This is a genomic window from Cupriavidus sp. 8B (assembly GCF_054589115.1).
The window spans coordinates 7,342-28,082 of record NZ_BAAILO010000178.1 but is presented as its reverse complement, the minus strand read 5'-3'; the positions used below and the strand labels follow the sequence as shown (position 1 = coordinate 28,082).

The 20,741-nt window shown below is 65.5% G+C and carries 23 protein-coding genes and 2 tRNA genes; 12 read left to right on the top strand and 13 right to left on the bottom strand.

Translation table 11 applies throughout. The features are described 5' to 3' along the window. Positions 1-23: 23 nt before the first annotated feature. Complete coding sequence (locus tag ACYP5B_RS17775) at positions 24-389, bottom strand: hypothetical protein (protein WP_400093913.1); 366 nt, start codon at positions 387-389, stop codon at positions 24-26. A 174-nt stretch (positions 390-563) separates the two neighbouring features. Between ACYP5B_RS17775 and ACYP5B_RS17770 the strand changes: the two genes are divergently transcribed. From ACYP5B_RS17770 to ACYP5B_RS17760, 3 genes are all read left to right on the top strand, one after another. Continuing rightward, positions 564-2,006 carry an aminotransferase-like domain-containing protein gene (locus tag ACYP5B_RS17770; RefSeq protein ID WP_459570543.1) on the top strand — a complete coding sequence of 481 codons (1,443 nt, stop codon included), beginning with the start codon at positions 564-566 and terminating at the stop codon, positions 2,004-2,006. 173 nt (positions 2,007-2,179) lie between these two features. Further along, the gene (locus tag ACYP5B_RS17765; protein WP_459570542.1) at positions 2,180-2,581 is read left to right on the top strand and encodes a hypothetical protein; all 402 of its coding nucleotides are present in this window, start codon (positions 2,180-2,182) and stop codon (positions 2,579-2,581) included. 206 nt (positions 2,582-2,787) lie between these two features. Next, on the top strand, positions 2,788-4,263 hold the full coding sequence (locus tag ACYP5B_RS17760; protein ID WP_318234805.1) for a sensor domain-containing diguanylate cyclase: 1,476 nt from the start codon (positions 2,788-2,790) through the stop codon (positions 4,261-4,263). A gap of 66 nt (positions 4,264-4,329) precedes the next feature. Here the strand turns inward: ACYP5B_RS17760 and lpxO are convergent, their stop codons facing one another. Together lpxO and ACYP5B_RS17750 are read right to left on the bottom strand one after the other, a co-directional pair. Next, on the bottom strand, positions 4,330-5,232 hold the full coding sequence (gene lpxO / locus ACYP5B_RS17755; protein ID WP_267605931.1) for a lipid A hydroxylase LpxO: 903 nt from the start codon (positions 5,230-5,232) through the stop codon (positions 4,330-4,332). Positions 5,233-5,422: 190 nt separating this feature from the next. Further along, positions 5,423-5,734 carry a hypothetical protein gene (locus ACYP5B_RS17750; protein ID WP_267605930.1) on the bottom strand — a complete coding sequence of 104 codons (312 nt, stop codon included), beginning with the start codon at positions 5,732-5,734 and terminating at the stop codon, positions 5,423-5,425. A gap of 254 nt (positions 5,735-5,988) precedes the next feature. Here ACYP5B_RS17750 and ACYP5B_RS17745 point away from each other — a divergent pair, with 254 nt between their 5' ends. Continuing rightward, positions 5,989-6,291, top strand: a complete 303-nt coding sequence (locus ACYP5B_RS17745; protein ID WP_267605929.1) for a hypothetical protein — start codon at positions 5,989-5,991, stop codon at positions 6,289-6,291. 132 nt (positions 6,292-6,423) lie between these two features. On the opposite strand, the gene ACYP5B_RS17740 is transcribed toward ACYP5B_RS17745, so the two are convergent. Next, on the bottom strand, positions 6,424-7,107 hold the full coding sequence (locus ACYP5B_RS17740; RefSeq protein WP_267605928.1) for a Fe2+-dependent dioxygenase: 684 nt from the start codon (positions 7,105-7,107) through the stop codon (positions 6,424-6,426). Between the two features lie 240 nt (positions 7,108-7,347). On the opposite strand from ACYP5B_RS17740, the gene ACYP5B_RS17735 reads away from it, so the two are divergent. Beyond that, complete coding sequence (locus ACYP5B_RS17735) at positions 7,348-7,635, top strand: hypothetical protein (RefSeq protein ID WP_459570541.1); 288 nt, start codon at positions 7,348-7,350, stop codon at positions 7,633-7,635. 147 nt (positions 7,636-7,782) lie between these two features. Next, positions 7,783-8,268, top strand: a complete 486-nt coding sequence (locus ACYP5B_RS17730; protein ID WP_459570540.1) for a hypothetical protein — start codon at positions 7,783-7,785, stop codon at positions 8,266-8,268. A gap of 130 nt (positions 8,269-8,398) precedes the next feature. On the opposite strand, the gene ACYP5B_RS17725 is transcribed toward ACYP5B_RS17730, so the two are convergent. The 5 genes from ACYP5B_RS17725 to ACYP5B_RS17705 form a co-directional block, all read right to left on the bottom strand. Further along, a tRNA-Met gene (locus ACYP5B_RS17725) sits at positions 8,399-8,474 on the bottom strand. A gap of 112 nt (positions 8,475-8,586) precedes the next feature. Next, the gene (locus ACYP5B_RS17720) at positions 8,587-8,727 is read right to left on the bottom strand and encodes a hypothetical protein (protein ID WP_459570539.1); all 141 of its coding nucleotides are present in this window, start codon (positions 8,725-8,727) and stop codon (positions 8,587-8,589) included. A gap of 45 nt (positions 8,728-8,772) precedes the next feature. Continuing rightward, positions 8,773-9,054, bottom strand: a complete 282-nt coding sequence (locus ACYP5B_RS17715) for a hypothetical protein (RefSeq protein WP_318234808.1) — start codon at positions 9,052-9,054, stop codon at positions 8,773-8,775. A gap of 108 nt (positions 9,055-9,162) precedes the next feature. Next, on the bottom strand, positions 9,163-10,008 hold the full coding sequence (locus ACYP5B_RS17710; protein WP_459570538.1) for a DUF1266 domain-containing protein: 846 nt from the start codon (positions 10,006-10,008) through the stop codon (positions 9,163-9,165). A gap of 297 nt (positions 10,009-10,305) precedes the next feature. Continuing rightward, positions 10,306-10,382: transfer RNA gene (locus ACYP5B_RS17705), tRNA-Arg, on the bottom strand. Positions 10,383-10,505: 123 nt separating this feature from the next. Between ACYP5B_RS17705 and greB the strand changes: the two genes are divergently transcribed. Beyond that, entirely contained in the window at positions 10,506-11,102 is a 597-nt protein-coding gene (gene greB, locus ACYP5B_RS17700) for a transcription elongation factor GreB (protein WP_400093901.1), read from the top strand. Positions 11,103-11,146: 44 nt separating this feature from the next. Here greB and ACYP5B_RS17695 read toward each other — a convergent pair whose 3' ends face one another. The 4 genes from ACYP5B_RS17695 to ACYP5B_RS17680 all read right to left on the bottom strand — a co-directional run bounded on the left by ACYP5B_RS17695 (position 11,147) and on the right by ACYP5B_RS17680 (position 15,698). Continuing rightward, entirely contained in the window at positions 11,147-13,552 is a 2,406-nt protein-coding gene (locus ACYP5B_RS17695; RefSeq protein WP_318234830.1) for a RelA/SpoT family protein, read from the bottom strand. A gap of 257 nt (positions 13,553-13,809) precedes the next feature. Beyond that, the gene (gene rpoZ / locus ACYP5B_RS17690; protein WP_006162413.1) at positions 13,810-14,013 is read right to left on the bottom strand and encodes a DNA-directed RNA polymerase subunit omega; all 204 of its coding nucleotides are present in this window, start codon (positions 14,011-14,013) and stop codon (positions 13,810-13,812) included. An 84-nt stretch (positions 14,014-14,097) separates the two neighbouring features. Next, complete coding sequence (gmk, locus tag ACYP5B_RS17685) at positions 14,098-14,751, bottom strand: guanylate kinase (RefSeq protein WP_267605924.1); 654 nt, start codon at positions 14,749-14,751, stop codon at positions 14,098-14,100. A 5-nt stretch (positions 14,752-14,756) separates the two neighbouring features. Next, positions 14,757-15,698 (bottom strand): YicC/YloC family endoribonuclease, encoded by a 942-nt coding sequence (locus tag ACYP5B_RS17680; RefSeq protein WP_400093898.1) that lies wholly within the window; start codon positions 15,696-15,698, stop codon positions 14,757-14,759. A 178-nt stretch (positions 15,699-15,876) separates the two neighbouring features. Here ACYP5B_RS17680 and ACYP5B_RS17675 point away from each other — a divergent pair, with 178 nt between their 5' ends. The 5 genes from ACYP5B_RS17675 to hemW all read left to right on the top strand — a co-directional run. Further along, entirely contained in the window at positions 15,877-16,926 is a 1,050-nt protein-coding gene (locus ACYP5B_RS17675; RefSeq protein WP_459570537.1) for a serine/threonine protein kinase, read from the top strand. Positions 16,927-17,107: 181 nt separating this feature from the next. Beyond that, the gene (locus ACYP5B_RS17670) at positions 17,108-18,022 is read left to right on the top strand and encodes a PP2C family protein-serine/threonine phosphatase (RefSeq protein WP_267605921.1); all 915 of its coding nucleotides are present in this window, start codon (positions 17,108-17,110) and stop codon (positions 18,020-18,022) included. Between the two features lie 175 nt (positions 18,023-18,197). Next, entirely contained in the window at positions 18,198-18,917 is a 720-nt protein-coding gene (gene rph / locus ACYP5B_RS17665) for a ribonuclease PH (protein WP_459570536.1), read from the top strand. Between the two features lie 13 nt (positions 18,918-18,930). Further along, complete coding sequence (gene rdgB / locus ACYP5B_RS17660) at positions 18,931-19,548, top strand: RdgB/HAM1 family non-canonical purine NTP pyrophosphatase (RefSeq protein ID WP_400093892.1); 618 nt, start codon at positions 18,931-18,933, stop codon at positions 19,546-19,548. Next, positions 19,545-20,741: radical SAM family heme chaperone HemW (gene hemW, locus ACYP5B_RS17655; protein ID WP_459570535.1), on the top strand; the 1,197-nt coding region annotated here is incomplete at its 3' end. The genes rdgB and hemW, both read left to right, overlap by 4 nt.

The window sequence follows — 20,741 nt, the reverse complement described above, 5'->3', positions numbered from 1 at the left end:
CCATCGTGTTGCTCTCCATGGATTCATGCCTGCGCCAGCCGCAGCCAGCGATTCCACCAGGGCCTTGCCGCGGGGGCCTGCAGCCGCAGCAAGGCGGCCTGACGGGCTAGCACTTCTACCCAGCCCGGCGACAGCGCCACCACGCTGCCGGCCGGCAGGCGGCGCGGCTGGCGCCAAACGGTGCCGGCCAGCCAGCGCGGCGCCTCGGTGAGTTCGATTTCGCCCTCCAGCACGCAAAGGGTCGTGCCGGCCTTGGCATGGAAGCGCAGCACGCGGCTGCTTTCCAGGTCGAGCGCCTGGGCTTGCGGCTCAGCGCCAGCCAGCATGGCGCGTGTAGGCTGTACAGGCTGGACAGTGGGGATGGTCGGGTCTGAACGATAGCTTTGCATGATGCCGGCTCCCTGGCTTTGACAGGGTTCCAGACTACCGATGCGGGCCGGGCCAAAACAGGCACACGCCAATGGCTTGTGAACCGTAACAGAGGCATGACAGACCATCTGTTACGATACAGAAGCCCCCTATCTGTATCTGTTGCGCCGGCCGCCGCCGCGTCACCATGCCGCATGGAATCCGTCCCGCTCTACCGCCAGCTTGCCCAGCACTACCTGCACGCCATTGAAACCGGCGTCCTGAAGCCGGGGGACCGCGTGCCCTCCGTGCGCACGCTCATGGAGCTGCACGGCGTGAGCCTGTCCACCGCGCTGCAGGCCTGCCGGCAGATGGAAAGCGATGGCCTGCTCGAGGCCAGGCCGCGCTCGGGCTACTTCGTGCGGCACCGCCGGCACAAGCCGCTGGCGCCGATCGAGGAACCGGTCGCCGCACTGCCGGACCCCGCGCAATACGTGGGCATCCATGAGCGCATTTCCGCCATCACCGCGCGCGGACGCCAGCAACCGGTCGCGGTGAACTTTGCCGGCGCCTGCGGCGCGCCCGCGCTGTACCCGGCGGAAGGCCTGCGCAATGCGGCGGCGCGCGCGCTGCGCCTTCACCCGCAACTGTTCGGCAGCGCGGCCGACGCCGGCGGCCATCCGGCCTTTCGCGCCGTGCTGGCGCGCAACGCGCTGCTCTCGCGCATCACGGTAGCGCCGGAAGATATCCTGGTGACCCACGGCTGCACCGAGGCGCTCAACCTCGCGCTGCGCGCGGTGGCGCAGCCCGGTGACGTGATTGCCGTGGAGTCGCCCACCTATTACGGCCTGCTGCAAATCCTCGAAAGCCTGGGCATGCGCGCGCTGGAGATTCCCAGCAGCCCGCAGACCGGCATCTCGCTCGAAGCGCTGGAGCTGGCGGCGCAGACCTACGACAACATCCGCGCCGTGGTGGTGGTGCCGAACCTGCAGAATCCGCTGGGCAGCATCATGCCGGACGCCAACAAGGCGCAACTGGTGGCCTGGTGCGAGGCACGCGCCATCGCGCTGATCGAGGACGACTGCTTCTGCGCGCTGGCGGACAGCGACGCGCCGCTGGCCGCCCTCAAGGCCTGGGACCGCAGCGGCGGCGTGATCCATTGCGCCTCGCTGCACAAGATCCTGGCGCCCGGCATGCGGCTGGGCTGGATCGCCGCGGGCAAGTGGCAGGCGCGCGTGGAAATGCTCAAGTACAGCCAGTCGCGGCCCAATGAGTTGCTGGCGCAGATGGCGGCGGCCGAGTTCATGGGTTCCGGCGCATTCGAGCGGCACCTGCGGCGCCTGCGCGAGCAATTGCGCAGCCAGCGCGCGCAGGTGGCGCAGGCGATTGCCGCCGAGTTTCCAGCGGGCACGCGCGCCTCCAACCCGAACGGCGGCCTGCACCTGTGGGTCGAGCTGCCGGGCTCGGTCCCGTCCGAGGCCGTGTTCGACCAGGCCATGGCGGCCGGCATCCGGGTCGTGCCCGGGGTGATGTTCTCCAACTCCAACCGCTTCGACCATTTCCTGCGGCTCAATTGCGGCACGCCGTTCACGCCGGAGATCGAGCGGGCGTTGCGCAAGCTTGCTGCGGTGGTGGCGCGCCTGGCGGACAAGCCATAGCGGCCGATGCTAGATGGCTGGCGACGGGCCTGGCGCGCCACATCCGTCGCCTCACGCCACCATTTGCTCCTAGCATCGCGCCGTTCATCGCAGCGCGCTAGGCGGCGGCGGACCGGGCCGGCATCCTTGCGAACATTGCCGAAACCGGCAGGCCGCGCTCCAAGGAGAACAAGATGCCGCACCCCTCCCTCCCGCTCGCCATCGAGACCGTGGGCTCCGCCCTGCGCCTATGCACCGCCCGCCGCGCCGACCCGGCGCATCGCGTGGCGCGCACCGATGCCAGAGCTGGCCAGGACACCAAAGACAACGCCGCGCGCACAGAGCATGACCAGGGACAAAGCAGGCCCACCCGGCTTGCCGATACCATCGGCCGGGTTCCTGTCCAGACCTTGACTGAGATGACTCATGCCAACTCCGCTGCCAGCGGCAAGCTCGATGAACTACGCACCCTGGCCTTGCACCTGACCGCCGGCTCGCTGTTGCAGGCGGCCACGCTGCAATTGATCGCCGAGCAGGAAAACGCGCAGCACCGTTACGCCCCCGCGCGCATCGCCGAGCTCTCCCGCCGGGGCTGACGCGCCGGCGGGCGCCGTGTGTGGGTTTTTACGCCACACGCTATCCATTCCCTCCCCTGCTGCCCTATGCTATCGCTCGTAGCGAGCATGGCGGCGGCCCCGGCAAATCCGAGGCGGCACAAAGCCAGCCGCGCCACACGCGTGCCAGCCCTGGCCCGCGCCGAACAGGATTGGGATGGGGATAGGGATTGGGAAAAGACGCATTGATGGCAACGACCGACACGCAGCGGATCGATAACGAATACAAGGCCTTGTTCCAGCTGGCGCCTGTCTCGTTGTGGCTGGAAGACTTCAGCGCCGTGCGCGAACACTTCCAGGCCCTGCGCGCGCAGGGCGTGACCGACCTGCGCAGCCACCTGCGCGCCAATCCGGAACAAGTCGCGCGTTGCTCGGCACGGATCCGCGTGCTGGACGTGAACCAGCGCACGCTGGACCTCTTTCGCGCCGCCGACCTCGCCGATCTCGTCAATAACCTCGACACCGTCTTTCGCGACGATATGTTCGACCAGCACGTCGAGGAACTCGGCCAGCTGTGGGACGGCGGCTTGCGCTTTTCCAGCCAGACCGTCAACTACACGCTGGAAGGCAAGCGGCTGGACATCCGCCTGGATGCCACCGTCATGCCCGGCTTTGAGGCAAGCTGGGAACGCGTGCTGCTGTCGATCGAGGACATTACCGCGCGCGTGGCCACCGAGCGCGGGCTGCGCCGCAGCGAGCAATACGCGCTGGGCCTGTTCGAGCATTCGCCGGTCTCGCTGTGGGTCGAGGATTTCAGCGCGGTCAAGGTACTGCTGGATGAAGTCCGCGGTGCGGGCATCACGGACTTCCGCACCTTCCTCAACGTGCATCCGGATTTCATTTCGCGCTGCATGCAGGAAATCCGCGTGCTCGACGTCAACCAGCAAACCCTGCTGATGTTCAGCGCGTCAACCAAGGCAGAGCTGCTCTCGCGCCTGGGCGATGTGTTCCGCGACAATATGCGCATCCAGTTCGCCGAGCAGTTGATTGACCTCTGGAACGAGAAGCTCTGGCAGCAGCGCGAAGTCATCAACTATGCGCTGGATGGCCGGGCCGTGGACGTGTTCATGCAGTGGTCGGTGTTCCCCGGCTGCGAGGCGGAATGGGACCAGGTGCTGGTGTCGCTGACCGACATCACCGCGCGCAAGAAGGCCGAGGCCTATGTCGAGTTCCTGGGCAAGCACGACGTGCTGACCAAGCTCTACAACCGCGCCTACTACGAAGACGAGCTCGCGCGGCTGGGACGCAAGGGCCCGTGGCCGGTCAGCGTGATCGCGGTCGACCTGAATGGCCTGAAGCAGGTCAACGATCAGCTCGGCCACGGCGACGGCGATGCGCTCCTGCGCCGTACCGGCGAGGCGCTGAAGAAGGCCGTGGGCGATCAGGTCTGCGTGGCGCGGGTCGGGGGCGACGAATTCATGGTGCTGCTGCCGGCGCGCGACGAGCGCGGCGTGGCCACGGTGGTCGAGCAGATCCACCAGGTGGTGGAGCTCAACAACCAGTTCTATCCGGGCACCGCGCTCAGCCTGTCGATCGGCACGGCAAGCTGCAGCGCAGGTGAGCGCCTGAGCGATGCCGTCAAGCTGGCCGACACCCGCATGTACCAGGCCAAGCGCGCCCATTACGAGGCGCTCGACGACGAGCTGGAGCGGCGGCGTCGATAGCCAATCGCCGATGTGCAAATGAAAGGGCCGGCATCAGCCGGCCCTTTCATTTTGCACGTTACAGCGTTACAGGTACACGATCAGCGCCACGCCAGCGGCGATCAGGCCAAACTTGACCACGTAGTAAGCCGGCCGGCTCCACGCCTTGAAACGCCGGCGATACTGGCCGCCGAGCCAGACAATGCGGAACAGGCGGTTGATCATGCCGGTCTGGTCGGACTCTTCATTGGGCGAGCTCGCCGCGGTCATGACCTTGCGGCCCAGCCAGCGGTTGATCTTGCCGGCCCAGCCGAAGCGCATCGGACGCTCGATGTCGCAGAACAGGATCAGGCGGTTGCTGTCGCTCTTGTTCTCCGCCCAGTGCAGGTAGGTCTCGTCGAACACCACGCCCTCGCCATCGCGCCAGCTATGGCGCTCGCCGTCGACCTCGATAAAGCAGCGGTCGTCGTTAGGCGTGGCCAGGCCCAGGTGATAACGCAGCGAACCCGCGAACGGATCGCGGTGTGGGTTCAGCTTGCCACCGGGCGGCAGCTCGGCGAACATCGCCGCCTTCACGCTCGGCAAGCCACGGAGCAGCTCCACCGTGCGCGGGCACAGGACCTCGGCCGAGGGATGGCGGGCTTCGTACCATTTCAGGTAGAAACGCTTCCAGCCGTACTTGAAGAACGAGTTGAAACCGGCATCATCGTTCTTGTCGGCGGCCTTGATCTTGCGCATGGCAGCCAGGGCCAGGCCTTCATCGCGAATCTCCGGCCAGGCGGCGCGGATTTTCTCGAGTTCGGGAAAGCGCTCGACGGGGATGTAGGGCGTGCGCGGCACGCCGGAGAATACATACATGAAGCAGTTGACCGGGGCCACCAGGGCCGAATGGTCGAGCAACTGGCGCCAGATGCGCAGCCTCACCTTGCCGCGGAAATGCACGTACAGGATCGCTCCCAGGTACGCCGCGACGATTATCCACTTGATCACCCGAAATCCTCCATATCAGCAGTACCGCGCGCAGTCGCTTACGCGGGCAACGCGACGGTGTCGGGGGCGAAAACCCGTAGTGTATCGAAATGGGAGGCGCCCTGCTGGATGATAACGATGCACCACACGCCGATCCATCACTTCGGATCGGCGGCACAAGCGGCCGGAGCCGCCTGCGGGCGGACTCGGCTCAGGGCGTGCCGCGGGATTGCCGGGCGATGCGGTCGATCAGCGCGTTGGCGTCATCCGGCAAACCCTGCAGCGTCAGCAGGCGCGCGTTAAGCACCATATTCTCCAGCACCAGCTTGGCGGTGGAGGCCCACATGGTAGCCAGCAACGCGTCCACCGGCATGCCGGCCGTCTCCATGGCGCTGGAGCGCTGCGCCACCAGACGGCACACCAACGCGCGCAGCGTGGCGTCGTCGAAGGGCAGATCGGCATAGTCGATCGGGTCTTCCTTCTCGACTTCCACCATCAGTTGCAGCAGCATGTCTTCGGTCATCGGCAAGCTCCCAGGAAGGCTTCAAGGGTCGGATGTTCCTGTTGATGACGCTAATCCTCGGCCCTTGCGTTGTCAATGCGCTGGCCGATCGGCACTAGCGCAATGACGCAATGACAACAGACAAGAAGGCCGGCCGCCCGCGGTTGGGACATCCGATGACTCAGGGTAAGCGATAGACAGGTCCCATCGATCGGCACTGAACAAAGCGTGTAAGCTCCAGTCTGATCATTACTACCAACCAAACACTAGAGTTCATGACCGAGCGTTTGTTATCTGCCATGCGTCAATATGCATGGTTCGGTGGTGTCAAGCACCACGTGGTCCAAGGTGTCGAAGCACTGGCCACCTTGCTCAAATCTCCCGCAGTCGCAGCCCGCGCAGTGGCTGCCATCGTCGCAGAAACCGAACAGGGCGTGCAGGTGTGGGTGTCCTACTTCGGCAAGCCGATGGACCCGCATACCCAATACGTATTCTGGCCGATGCAGCGTGCGCTCAAGCCCGCGCGACGACGCGTAGCCATGGTCCCGTTACCGCCGCAGCATCGGGATCGCCGTTAGCCTCGTTGCACAGTGAATCGCGAATGGCTGGCCGATGCCGGCGATTCGCGAGTATCAAGCCTCGGCATCCCGCCTCAACATCCCCTTCCCCGCTTCGCCCCCCCCCGTCTTCCTCATTCCCCACGTCGCCGCTCACGCGTCGGCCCAGCGTCGCAGCAGGTTGTGATACACGCCGGTCAGCCCCACCACGGCCGCGTCCTTGTGTCCCAGGGCCTGGCCGACCCGCTGGATCTGCGTATCGAGCTCGAACAGTACCGAACGCTGGCCCTCGTCGCGCACCATGCTTTGAATCCAGAAAAATGACGACACGCGCGCGCCGCGCGTAACCGGGCTGACATGGTGCAGGCTGGTGGCCGGGTACAGCACCATGTGCCCCGCTGGCAGCTTCACGCGTTGCTGCCCGTAGGTATCCTCCACTACCAGCTCGCCGCCATCGTAGTCTTCCGGCTCCGTCAGGAACAGCGTTGCCGAGAGGTCGCTGCGCACGCGGAAGTTGGTGCCGCGCAGGTGGCGGATCGCGTTGTCGATATGGTTATCGAACGCATGCCCGCCCTCATAGCGGTTGAACAAGGGCGGATAGACCTTGAGCGGCAGCGCGGCCGAGATAAAGAGCGGATTGGCGCCCAGCGCGTCCTGGATCAGGTCGCCCACCTGGCGCGCCACGGGCGAGCCTTCGGGCAGTTGCAGGTTGCGCTTGGCCAGGGCCGACTGGTGCCCGGAAGTGGCGTTGCCGTCGGTCCATTCCGCCGCGTCCATCCAGGCGCGGCATTGGGCTACCTGCGCCTTTGTCAGCACATCGGGGATCTGCAGCATCATGATTTCGATTACCTCGGCAAGACAGTTGGCCAGGAGCACCTTGCCGTGCCCCAGGCGAGCGCCGATTGTAGGAGAAAGCCCGCGCTCTTACAAATAAGAATCATTATCAACATCCACATGCCTTGACCTGACGCAAGCCCTGCGCGAGGGAGCCGCCCTGTAGGCCGTGTGCCGACATGCGTCGGGCATGCGGCCTACTACAATGGATTGCACCCAGCCGATTTTGCCCAGGAGACGGAAATGCCCGAACCGGTACACGACGAAGCGTTGGTCAACCTCTACCTCGAGCAGATTTCCGCCCTGTCGATCAGCGCCTTCGACGGCGCGGATGTGATCGAGGAACTCGGACAGGTAGTGCGCGAGGCCGTCGATCAGTGCGGCGCGAGCAAGACTGCCCCGAAGGGTAATAACCTGAGCGTACTGATCGAGCGCTTGACGGCGCGGTCCGAGGCTGCCGAGCGCGAAGGCCAGCCGCAGGTGCGCGACACGTTTTCGCGCGCGGCCGAACTGGCCCGGGCGCCGGCCTGAATCTCTGGCGGGCGCTGTGCGTGCGCGAGCCAGCGTGACAGTGAGCCTCCCGGCGGATCACAATCTCAAATTGCTATCGCCCGGCACCCGCCGGGCGCGATCCGTTGGTGAACCAGAAACTCCATGCACCGCGCCTTGCTCCGCTTGTTGTTAGCAGTGACCGTGCTGTGCGTGGGCGCATGCGCCGGCTTTCCTTACTACGACCCCTACGACAGCTACACCCCCTACAACCCCTACGATCCCTATGGGTTCTACGACGGCAGCGTCGTCTATCCTCCTGGCACTTACGGCTACGGCTACGGCTACGGCTACGGCTACGGCTACGGCTACGGCTACGGGTACGGGTACGGCTACGGGTACGGGTACGGGTACGACTACGCACTGCCCTACTACGGCGGGTTCTACAGTCCCGCCTTCTACTACGGTTACGGCAGCTATCACGGTTATCGTGGCTATCGCGCCTATGGCTACTATCGCGGCCCCGGCTACCACGCGGGCGGGCCGCGATATTACGGCGGCTATCCCCACCATGCCGGCATGGCGCACGGCTACTACCATGGGGGCGGCTGGGGAGGCACGGGGGGAGCGCGAGGCGGACGCAGCGGAGGTGGAGGCGGCCGCTGGCGACGCTGAACAGCACGAGCCAGGGCGCACGCAATGCGAACTTGTCCCGGGCAATGCACGGGTTTCGAATCTTTGGAAATTTGCAGAACTTGGCCAGAACGGCCCGGAGGCTAGGTCTCGGAAGACCGGAAAGGGTCTTTGGTTGCGGGGGCAGGACTTGAACCTGCGACCTTCGGGTTATGAGCCCGACGAGCTGCCAACTGCTCCACCCCGCGTCCGAGAGGCCGGATTATGGTGGATCCTGCCGCGCATTGCAATCGCTTTGTGACGCCATCGTGAAAGGAGCCGCCACAGGACCCTGCCTTGAGCCCTGTTTTTGGCCCGCCGTCAAGCGCACCGGCCTGCGCGCGCCTCACCGTCTTCCGGCTCCAGCATGTCTTTCAGGTAACGGTTCACCTGATCCAGCGCTTCGAGCTTGGTCTCGAAGAACGCAATAACCCGCAAAGCGGCGCCTTCGCCGGCACGCACTACGGCGCACTTCCGCCTTTCCCGCAAGCAAAGGCGACACGCCCACTAGTCCGTCACCGGCCCCACGAGCTTGTCCACAAGCTGATAGGCAGCAGCAAAGGCCGCGACTTCGGCAGCGTGCCGGGTAGCAAACTGCGCGCCGTCGCCTGACAAGCGCTCGATGTCGCCGGCATCGGACGGATCCGCACCCTCCTGGCAAACGCGCACCTCGTACCCCCACTGGGCAACCTTGCCCAACGCCGGGATGCCGTTGCCTCCCGGCTTCGATACAAGCACATAGACGTCCATGCCCCGATACGCCTCCACCCGCCAGTCCGCATTGCTCATTGGATCCTCCCTGATTCTTGCCGCAAGCATGAAGCATAGCGCCTGGCGCCCTGCGCCCTCCTGAACCAGCCTATGCCGCCGGCCTCAGCCCCGCAAGACGGCACGCGCCTACATACCATGGCGCGCAGCGCGATAGCGCACGTCGCGCAAGGGGCCATCCGAATCCTCGAGGCAATGCCGGACAAACGTTAGCTGCCGCTGCAGCCCGGCGCCAGGCCCGGCCCACATCGCGCGGCCCAGCAGGTAGCTCACCGCAACCTCCTGCCAGGACGCCATCTGCGCGAAGACCTGCGACGCGGCCTGCTCGATCACGGCCCAGGCCTGCGCTTCGGTTTGCATGCCGCAGTCGTAGGCGGCCCGCGCGACATGAATCGCCCGGCTCATGTCCCAGGCCAGCACGCCGCGCGCCAGGTCGACCCGCGAGCCAAGCAGGCGGCTCGCGCGCAGGTCCGGCATGGCGCGCTCGAGATTGTCGATGCAGCGGGCCAGGCGCACCGGATCGAAGCGATCATCGAGCAGCACGATCTCCCGCTCGCGCGCCGCGCGCGGCACCGAGAACAAGATCCGGCAAACCTGCGGATACAGCGCGCGATGCCCTTCCTCGAGCAGCCACGCCAGCGTGCCCCGTGCCTCGCCTGCGGTATGGATATGCCAGTCGGTAGCCAGCAAGCCCGCCTGCGTGCGCGGATCCACGCCGGTGGCAAGGGTGCTGACGTTAAGGGTCAACCGCGCATCGTGCAAAAGGCCCACCAGCAAACTGCGCGTGCGCTCGCCGGTGGCTGGCGCTGGCTTGCCCTCGAGCGCCTGACTACAGGCGCAGCCTTGCGAGCAAGGCCGGCGCTTCGCCGCTGACGGCAACGCGGTTCGCGGCATGTCCGGCTTGCGCCAACGGCATGCGGCACCGGCCACTACGGCGAGCACGGCGGCACAGACAAACCACGGCAATGATCGCATCGCAAGACTCTCCAGAGGAAAGCGCGATCGCTCCGCCCGGCAGGTCGGGAAACAGCAGCAAGAGAGCGATCCGGTTATGAACGCGCACGGATGCGCACCGGAACAAAGATTAGCGGCAGGAAGCCCGGCGCACGATGAGACAAGTCTCAATCGCGGCCATTCCCGTCGACGCGCGGCGGAACGCCGTAGAATGGTCAGACCCGGATCCGGAAAGCAGGCGGATCCGGATCAGGAGCCGAAAGCGGAAGCGGAAATGAAAAAAGAGCTTCCATTTCTGGAAGCTCTTTTCGCAATGAGTGGTGCGGCTGGCAGGATTCGAACCCACGACCCCTTGGTTCGTAGCCAAGTACTCTATCCAACTGAGCTACAGCCGCACTCGAGAAAGAAATTATAACGTACTTTTGAAGTTTGGGAACCCCCCTGCCCCACTTTTTTTGCTTTTCCCTCCGGCAGGCCGCCGCTTCCTATAATGACAGCCCCGTAGATGTGATCGGATCATGAACAAGGCATTTGTCAAAGAGTCACCCGGCGACGAGGACGACGACCTTCCCGAAGGCGCCGCCCCGCTGCCACCCGGCACCAAGAACTACATCTCGGCGCAAGGCTACCAGCGCCTGCGCGATGAACTGATGAACCTGATCGACGTGGCGCGCCCGGAGGTGGTCCAGATCGTTTCATGGGCCGCGTCCAATGGCGACCGCTCCGAGAACGGCGACTATCACTACGGCAAGAAGCGCCTGCGCGAGATCGACCGCCGCATCCGCTTCCTGACCAAGCGCCTGGAGAAGGCCGAGGTGGTGGATCCCTCCCTGCAGGGCGACAACGACCAGATCTTTTTCGGCGCCACGGTCACCTACGCCGACCAGGCGGGCGAGGAAACCACCGTGACGATCGTCGGCACGGACGAGGTCGACCTGGACAGCAACCACGTGAGCTGGATCTCGCCGATCGCGCGCGCGCTGCTCAAGGCGCGCGAAGGCGATACCGTGCCCCTGCGCACGCCGGCCGGGGTGGAGCAGATCGATATCCTGAAAGTCTGCTATCCCAAGAGGCAGGCGGAGCCGATCGCCGCCGCGCGAGCCGAAAAGCACTGAGCCCGGCTCGGCCGGGCTCAGTGCATGCGTGCGGGACGGCAGCGTCAGCCGTCGTTGCGGTCGCGGAAGATGCGGATGACGTCGGGGTTGCGCCGGAGCGCCCGCATCACGTTGGCAAGGTGCAGGCGGTTCTGCACCTGAATGATGAACTGCATGTAGGTGGCTTCCTGGTGGCCGCCTTCCTGCTGCTCCATCGCCACGTGCGCCACGTTGGCGTCCGCGGAGGTCAGATCCGCCGCCACGCGGGCGACGATGCCCTTGACGTTGCGCACCATCACCTTGATCGACACATCGAAGGAGCGCGTGGTCTTCTTCGCCCACATTACGTCGATCCAGTGCTCCGGATCCTTGCTGTGCAGGCGCTTGGCCACCTTGCAGTCCTGCACGTGGATCTGCAAGCCCTCGCCCTTGCCCAGGTAGCCGACGATGGAGTCGCCGGGAATCGGCCGGCAGCATGACGAGAAGATCATCGACATGCCTTCGTCGCCGGTGATCGGCACCGCCGGGGCTTCTTCGCCGGAGAAGGTCTGCACGGCCGCCAGCAGCGCGCTGTCGACATCGCCGGAGAGCTCCTGCAGCAGGATCTCCATGCGCTTGGCCACCACGGCCGGCACGCGCCGCCCCAGCGCCAGGTCGGCGAAGATGTCTTCCTTGTGCTTATTGCCGGTCCACTGCACCATGCGGTCCCACACCGACTGCGGCAGCGCCCTGAGCTCGATGCCGAGCTGTCGCGCCGACTGCTCCAGCAGGCGTTCGCCAAGCTGGATGGCTTCGTCGAGCCGGGTGGTCTTGAGGTAATGGCGAATGGCCGCGCGCGCCTTGCCGGTGCGCACGAACGCCAGCCAGGCCGGATTGGGCTTGGAGTACGGCGCCGTCACCACCTCGACGATATCGCCGCTCTTGAGCTCGGTGCGCAGCGGCAGTAGCTCGTTGTTGATCTTGACCGCCACGCACTGGTTGCCGAGGTCGCTGTGCACGGCATAGGCGAAATCGAGCGCAGTGGCGCCGCGCGGCAGCGCGCGGATATGCCCCTTGGGCGTGAACACATAGACCGCATCCGGGAACAGGTCGATCTTGACGTGCTCGAGGAATTCCTGCGAATCGCCGGTCTGGCTCTGGATATCGAGCAGCGACTGCAGCCACTGGTGCGCCTGCTGCTGGATATCGTTGGCCTGGTCGGCCTGGTGCTTGTACATCCAGTGCGCGGCCACGCCGGCTTCCGCGATCTGGTGCATGTCGCGGGTGCGGATCTGGAACTCCACCGGCGTGCCGAACGGGCCCACCAGCGTGGTGTGCAACGACTGGTAGCCGTTGATCTTGGGAATGGCGATGTAGTCCTTGAACTTGCCCGGCATGGGCTTGTAAAGCCCGTGCAGCGCGCCCATCGCCATATAGGTGTGCATCTGGGTTTCCACCACCACGCGGAAACCATACACGTCGAGCACCTGCGAGAACGACAGCTGCTTGTCGTGCATCTTGCGGTAGATGCTGTAGAGCGTCTTTTCACGCCCCGACAGCTCCGCCACGATGCCGGCATCGCCCAGCGCCTTCTGCGCGGTTTCGAGAATGCGCTTGACCACTTCGCGCCGGTTGCCACGCGCGGCCTTGACCGCTTTTTCCAGCGTGGCATAGCGGAACGGCGAACCGACCTTGAAGGACAGTTCCTGCAGTTCGCGGTACGTGGTGTTGAGACCGAGCCGATGCGCGATCGGCGCGTAGATCTCCATGGTTTCGAGCGCGATCCGCCGGCGCTTTTCCGGCGGCACGAAATCGAGCGTGCGCATGTTGTGGGTGCGGTCGGCCAGCTTGACCAGGATCACCCGCACATCGCGCGCCATCGCCAGCAGCATCTTGCGGAAGCTCTCCGCCTGCGCCTGCTCGCGGCTCTGGAATTCGAGCTTGTCCAGCTTGGTCAGGCCATCGACCAGTTCCGACACCTTGGGGCCGAATTTTTCCGCCAGCTCGCTCTTGGTGATGCCCTGGTCTTCCATCACGTCGTGCAGCAACGCCGCCATGATGGACTGGACATCGAGCTTCCAGTCGGCGCACAGCTCCGCCACCGCGACAGGATGCGTGATGTAGGGCTCGCCGCTCTGGCGATACTGGCCAAGGTGAGCCTCGTCCGAAAACTGGAAGGCTTCGCGCACGTGCGCCTGGTCCGCCGGCTTGAGGTAAGCGAGCTTTTCCATCAGCCGGGTGATCGAGATCACCTGCTGGCGCGGGGGCACTGCCGGTTGCGAGGTCGGGCCGAAGAAGTGACGGTAGGACTGCGCCAGCACTGCGTCGATGAAGAGCGCGTCGCCCGGCGACGCCTCGCTCAGCTCACTTTCGGCCGCTGCCTGGGCGGCTCTTGCCTTGCCTGCGCCCATCGCGGGCGCAACGGCCCGCTCGCCAACCACATCGTTGCCAAGCGGATCGGGAAGATTGGGAGCGCCGGTACGCGCGGTCACGCTCGACTGACCGGGCGCGGCGCGCTTGCGCTGAACGGGTGGCACTGCATCGCCACTCGCCTCACCAGGGGCTTCTCCGCGCGATCGCGCCGGCGTGGCCGTGGGGCTTGCCGTCACGACAGGGGAGGAAGGCTGGGAGGAAGACATGTGGGCGGCTTCTGTAATCTGGCTGGTTAAGCAAGTACGCGAACAGGTACGTTAGCAGAGTCTCAATGCAAAGGTACGCGTTGCTAGGACTGGCCACCGCCGCCCGTAAATCAGGTCGGTACCTTCTTGAGCATCTCGATGCCGATCTGGCCCGAGGCGATTTCACGCAGCGCCACAACCGTGGGCTTGTCCTTGGCCTCGACCTTGGGAGTGTGACCCTGCACCAACTGACGGGCCCGGTAGGTCGCCGCGAGCGCGAGCTCGAAACGATTCGGGATGTGTTTCAGACAATCTTCGACGGTAATACGCGCCATATCAAATCCACCTCGGGACAAAACCTTATGCGATGCCGGCTATTTTACAGCACGCGGCAAGAAACGTTCCCGCCGCGCTCCGACTCAATGAATACCGAGCTCGATGAAGAGGTCGGCGTGACGCGCTTTTTGCGACGAAAACCGCAGACGGGTAGCACGTATGACGCTGCGCAGCTGTTCGAGCGCCTGCTCGAAAACCTCGTTGATGATGACATAGTCCGACTCGGACGCGTGGGCCATCTCGCTGCCGGCTGCCAGCAGGCGGCGCACGATCACGTTGGGCTCGTCCTGGCCGCGCTTTTTCAGGCGTTCTTCGAGCGCTTGCAGCGACGGCGGCAGGATGAAGATCTCCATGGCATTGGAAAAGCGCTGGTGCACCTGCTGCGCGCCCTGCCAGTCGATTTCCAGCAGTACATCGTTGCCCTGGGCCATCTGTTGCTCGATCCACACCCGCGAGGTGGCGTAGTAGTTGCCATGTACTTCCGCCCACTCGAGGAATTCGCCGCGATCGCGCGCCGCGCGAAAGGCGTCCACGGTGGTGAAGTGGTATTCGCGGCCATCCTGCTCGCCGGGACGCGGCGCGCGGGTGGTATGCGAGATGGACAGGCGAATGGCCTGGTCCTGCGCCAGCAGCGCGTTGACCAGGGTGGACTTGCCGGCGCCGGAAGGCGCCACCACCATGAACAGGTTGCCGGGGTAGGCGGTGTCGATGGCGACGTGGGACGACGTTTCACTCATGATGATTATTCTAGGTTCTGAATCTGTTCTCGCATCTGCTCGATCAGCAGTTTGAGTTCCATGGCGGCATCGGCCAGTTCTTTGGCCGCTGATTTGGAGCCCAGCGTGTTCGCTTCGCGGTTGAGCTCCTGCATCATGAAATCGAGCCGCTTGCCAACCTGCCCGCCCTTCTTGAGGATATGGCCGGTTTCGTTCAGGTGGGCCTGCAGGCGCGACAGTTCTTCGGCGATATCGATGCGGATGCCGTAGACCGTGGCTTCCTGGCGGATGCGCTCGCCGATTTCGTCGCGGCTCATCGAGGGCATGCCGCCGGGCGCGACCAGGTTGAAGGCCTCCTGCAGGCGCTCGGTGAGCTTGTCCTGGTGGTGGGCGATCAGTTGCGGGATGGTGGGCGTGAGGCGCTCGACGATGGCCAGCATGGATTCGATGCGCTCGTCCAAGGTGGCCTTGAGCGCGTCACCCTCGCGGCGGCGCGCTTCCAGCAACTGGCCCAGCGCTTCCTTGGCCGCGCCCGTCACGGCCTCGCGCAGGGCGTCCTGCGACAATTCGGGTTCCACCAGCACGCCTGGCCAGCGCAGGATCTCGCCCATGCGCAGCGAGCCCGCCTCGGTGAAGGTGCCCGCTACCGTGGCCTCGATCGAGCGGATCTGCGCCAGCAAGGCATCGTTGAGCGCCAGCGTGGTGCCGCCGGCGCCGGCATCGGCGCGCTGCAGGTTGATGCGGCATTCCAGCTTGCCGCGCGACAGCTTCGCCATGAGCATTTCCCGCAGCGCCGGCTCGAAGGCTCGGCATTCTTCGGGAGCCCGGAAAAACAGGTCGAGGAATCGCGAATTGACCGTGCGGAACTCCACCGAAACGGATGCGGTCCTGCCGGTGGGCGCGCCCTGCGCGTCCGTCAGCGGCGCCTGGCGCGTCGCCAGGCCGTAGCCTGTCATGCTGTGGATCATTGAGTAGTCTCGTGAAATGGCCATCTGGCCGCTTGGGTTCAAACAGCCTGGGGAGCCGGCAGCCCCGCAACCACGCTGGTTGAACGCCGAAAAGAGAGGCCAAAATGGCCGCTATTGTGTTCTTTACAAGTCATCGATTAGTCAGGACAATCCGGAGGCAATCAAGGTCCCGAATCCTATGACAGAGCCAAAGGGCGCATCACCTCCAAAGAGCGCACCGCTGCCCATCGGCACGCTGCTGTCCAACTATCGTATTGTAAAGAAGTTGGCCAGCGGGGGGTTCAGTTTCGTCTACCTGGCTACCGACGAGACCGGTTCCCCTGTCGCGATCAAGGAGTACCTGCCGTCGTCGCTGGCACGCCGCAAGCCCGGCGAACTGATCCCCGTGGTGCCCGAGGAAAGCGCGGCGTCGTTCCGGCTGGGGCTCAAGTATTTCTTCGAGGAAGGCCGCTCGCTGGCGAAGATTTCGCATCCCAGCGTGGTGCGCGTGGTGAATTTCTTCCGCGAGAATTCCACCGTCTACATGGTGATGAACTACGAGCTGGGCAAGACGCTGCAGGAACACATCCTGCACGCGCGCCAGCAAGGCCGCGCCAAGGTGCTGCGCGAACACTTCATCCGCAAGGTCTTCCACGACCTGATGAGCGGCCTGCGCGAAGTGCATATCCACAAGCTGCTGCACCTGGATATCAAGCCCGGCAACATCTACCTGCGCGAAGACGAATCGCCCATCCTGCTGGATTTTGGCGCCGCCCGCCAGATCCTGACCATGGAAGCGGCGCGCTTCCAGCCCATGTACACGCCGGGCTTTGCCGCGCCGGAACTGTACGGCAAGCATTCCGAACTGGGGCCGTGGACCGACATCTACAGCCTGGGCGCCACGCTCTATGCCTGCATGGCCGGCATGCCGCCCCAGGAGGCCAACCAGCGCGAGAAGGACGACCGCATGGCGGACTCCATCACGCGGCTGCGCGCCAGCTATACCAACGGCCTGGTTGACCTGGTCGAATGGTGCCTGCGCCTGACCCCGTCCGAGCGGCCGCAGAGCGTGTTCCGGCTGCAGAAGGAGTTGCGCGAACAGACCAATGCACTGGGCGAGCAGGCGGCCGCGCCCGCCGCGGCCGCCGCCGAGCGCCCCCTCGCAAGCCGGTTCCTGACGCTGCTGCGCAAGCGCGAGGAACCTGCCGCGGCAATCCAGGCCAAGGAGGCCGGCTCGAGCGGCGAATAAAGCACAGAAGCGCCCTCCATGCGCCGTGTGCAGACCTCCTCCCTGCGCCACCCTCTGCCACACTCTGCCACCATTAACAACTATGATGAGAACCGTCGCCTCGCGGCCCGCCCGCACGCTGTGCCGGTGGGGCGGGCAGATGGCGCCGCCGTCTCTCAAGAACTGACCCCCTACAGCCATCATGCGATTCTCCGTCTACCAGGAAAGCAGAAAAGGCGGCCGCCGCATCAACCAGGACCGCATGGGTTATTGCTTCACGCGGGATGCCCTGTTGATGGTGCTGGCCGATGGCCTGGGCGGCCACGCGCTAGGCGAAGTCGCCGCGCAACAAGCCTTGCAGACCCTGGCACGCCAGTTCCAGGCACAGGCCCGGCCCTCGATCCGCAATCCTGCCGATTTCCTGCAGGACACCATCATGCTGGCCCACCGGGAAATCCATCGCTACGCCGAAGCCAACCAGCTGGCCGACGTCCCGCGTACCACCGTGGTCTGCTGCCTGGTCCAGAACGGCCAGATCCACTGGGCCCACGCCGGCGATTCGCGGCTCTACCTGGTGCGCAAAGGCAACCTGCTGACCCGCACGCGCGACCACTCCAAGATCGAGAACCTGCTGCAGCAGGAGCGCGTGCTGCCGATGGAGGTGGCCAACCACCCCGAGCGCAACAAGCTCTACAACTGCCTCGGCTCGCCCAACCTGCCGCTGATCGATATCGGCGGCCCGCTGCGGCTGGAGCCGGGCGACGTGGCCCTGCTGTGCTCCGACGGGCTGTGGGGCAGCATCGAAGAGCAACTGCTGGTCGAGAAGGTCACCAACCTGTCCGTGGTGCATGCCATTCCGGACCTGATCGAGCAGGCACTGCACAATGCCGGCGACGGCGCCGACAACACGACCGCCATCGCCATGATGTGGGAACTCGACGCCCAACTGTCCAATGAGGACTCGGTCGCCACCGAGACCCTGCCGCTCAATACGTTCACCACCTCGATCCTGGAGAACAACGGCGGCGATACCGACCTGCTCTCCGAGGAGGAGATCGAGCGCTCCATAGCCGAGATCCGCGCGGCGATCGACAAGACCAGCAATTTCATGCGCTGAGCCCGCGCAGCCGGCCCCGCCCCTGAAACCGGGGCGACCCCGGGCTAAAGTACCGCCCGCGCCGCAATGGCGCGGGAATTCGCGGTTCCCTGCGGGGGAATTGATGCCGGACGCGCACGCGCCGCCCTGCGGCGTTAAAATCCGGTCCTGAACCGATTCCCGAGAAAACCCCCACATGCGATCCAGCGGACGCGCAGCCGATGCGCTGCGCCCTATTACCCTGACCCGCCACTACACCCGTCACGCCGAAGGTGCTGTCCTGAGTGCCTTTGGCGATACCAAGGTGCTGTGCACCGCCAGCGTGCTGGCCAAGGTGCCTCCCCACAAGAAGGGCAGCGGCGAAGGCTGGGTCACCGCCGAGTACGGCATGCTGCCGCGCGCCACCCACACGCGCTCGGACCGTGAGGCCGCCCGCGGCAAGCAGACCGGGCGCACGCAGGAAATCCAGCGCCTGATCGGCCGCGCCATGCGCTCGGTGTTCGATCTGTCCGCGCTGGGCGAATTCACCATCCACCTGGACTGCGACGTGCTGCAGGCTGATGGCGGCACCCGTACCGCGGCCATCACCGGCGCCTTCGTGGCCGCCCATGACGCCGTCTCCGCCATGCTGCGCGACGGCCAGATCAAAGCCAGCCCGATCCGCGACTTCGTTGCCGCCGTGTCGGTCGGCATGGTGGATGGCGTGGCCGTGCTCGACCTGGACTATGCCGAGGACAGCAACTGCGACACCGATATGAACGTGGTGATGACCGGCAGCGGCGGCTTTGTCGAAGTGCAAGGCACCGCCGAAGGCGCGCCGTTCAGCCGTGCCGATCTCGATGCCATGACGCGCATCGCGGAGCAAGGCATCGCCGAACTGGTGGCGCACCAGCGCCGCGCGCTGGGCCTGGCCTGATACGGTGAACGCGATGCAACGCCTGGTCCTCGCCTCCAACAACCCCGGCAAGCTCGGCGAGTTTGGCGCGCTGCTGGCGCCGCTCGGCTTCGAGGTGATCCCGCAGGGGGAGCTCGGCATTGACGAGGCCGAGGAGCCCTTCGCCACCTTCGTCGAGAACGCCCTCACCAAGGCGCGCCACGCCAGCCGCCTGTCCGGCCTGCCCGCGCTGGCGGATGACTCCGGCATCTGCGTCGACGCGCTGGATGGCGCGCCGGGCGTCTACTCGGCGCGCTACGCGCAACTGGTGGGCAAGCCGAAGTCCGATACCGCCAACAACGCGCACCTCATCTCGCAGCTGGCCGGCAAGCTCAATCGCCGCGCCTACTACTACTGCGTGCTGGTACTGGTGCGCCATGCCGAGGATCCGCGGCCGGTGATCGCCGAGGGCGTGTGGGCTGGCGAGGTGGTCGACGCGCCGCGCGGCAATGCCGGCTTTGGCTACGACCCGCACTTCCTGCTGCCGCACCTGGGCAAGACCGCGGCCGAGCTGAGCGCCGAGGAAAAGAACGCCGTCAGCCATCGCGCGCTCGCGCTCAAGGCGCTGACCGAGCGCCTGCAGGCCAGCGACCCCAAGATTGGCTGCCCATGATCCCGATCGTTCCCCTGGCGTCCACGGGCGCCAGCGTTGGCGCCCCGGCCGACACCAAGTCATTGTGGCTGCAGCCGGGCCAGCTCGCGCTGCCCGCCTCGCCCCCGCTATCGCTTTACGTGCATATCCCGTGGTGCGTGCGCAAGTGCCCGTACTGCGATTTCAACTCGCATGCCGTACCCGGCGCGGCGGACAGCCACGACATCCCGGAAGACGCCTACCTGGACGCGCTGCGCGCCGACCTGGAGCAATCGCTGCCGCTGGTATGGGGCCGCCAGGTGCACACGGTCTTCATCGGCGGCGGCACGCCCAGCCTGCTGTCGGCCGCGGGCATGGACCGGCTGCTGTCGGATATCCGCGCGCTGTTGCCGCTGGACGCCGACGCCGAGATCACGATGGAGGCCAACCCCGGCACCTTCGAGGCAGAGCGCTTCGCCAGCTATCGCGCCAGCGGCATCAACCGCTTATCGATCGGCATCCAGAGTTTCAACGACCGCCATCTTGCCGCGCTTGGCCGCATCCACGGCGGCGCCGAAGCCCGCGCCGCGATCGGCATCGCGCTGGACAACTTCGACAACGTCAACCTCGACCTGATGTACGCGCTGCCTGGCCAGACGCTGGCGGAATGCGCCGAGGACCTGGAAACCGCGCTGTCGTTCAACACCACGCACCTGTCGCTCTACCACCTGACGCTGGAGCCGAATACGCTGTTCGCCAAGTTCCCGCCGGCGCTGCCGGATGACGACAGCGCGTATGAAATGCAGGACCTGATCGAAGCGCGCACCGCGCAGGCGGGCTACCTCCACTACGAAACCTCCGCCTACGCCCGGCCGCATCGGCAAGCGCGCCACAACCTGAACTACTGGCGCTTCGGCGACTACCTGGGCATCGGGGCCGGCGCGCACGGCAAGCTGTCGTTCCCGCACCGGGTGCTGCGCCAGATGCGCCACAAGCATCCCGCCACGTATATGGCGCAGGCCATGGCCGGCAACGCGGTGCAGGAGCAGCACGATGTCGGCGCCGCCGACCTGCCCTTCGAGTTCATGCTCAACGCGCTGCGCCTCACCGACGGCGTGCCGGCCAGCACCTTCTTCGACCACACCGGCCTGCCGCTGCACACCATCAGCCGCGACCTGGCCGCCGCCGAAAAGAAGGGCCTGCTGGAGGCCGATCTCGCCACCATCAAGCCCACC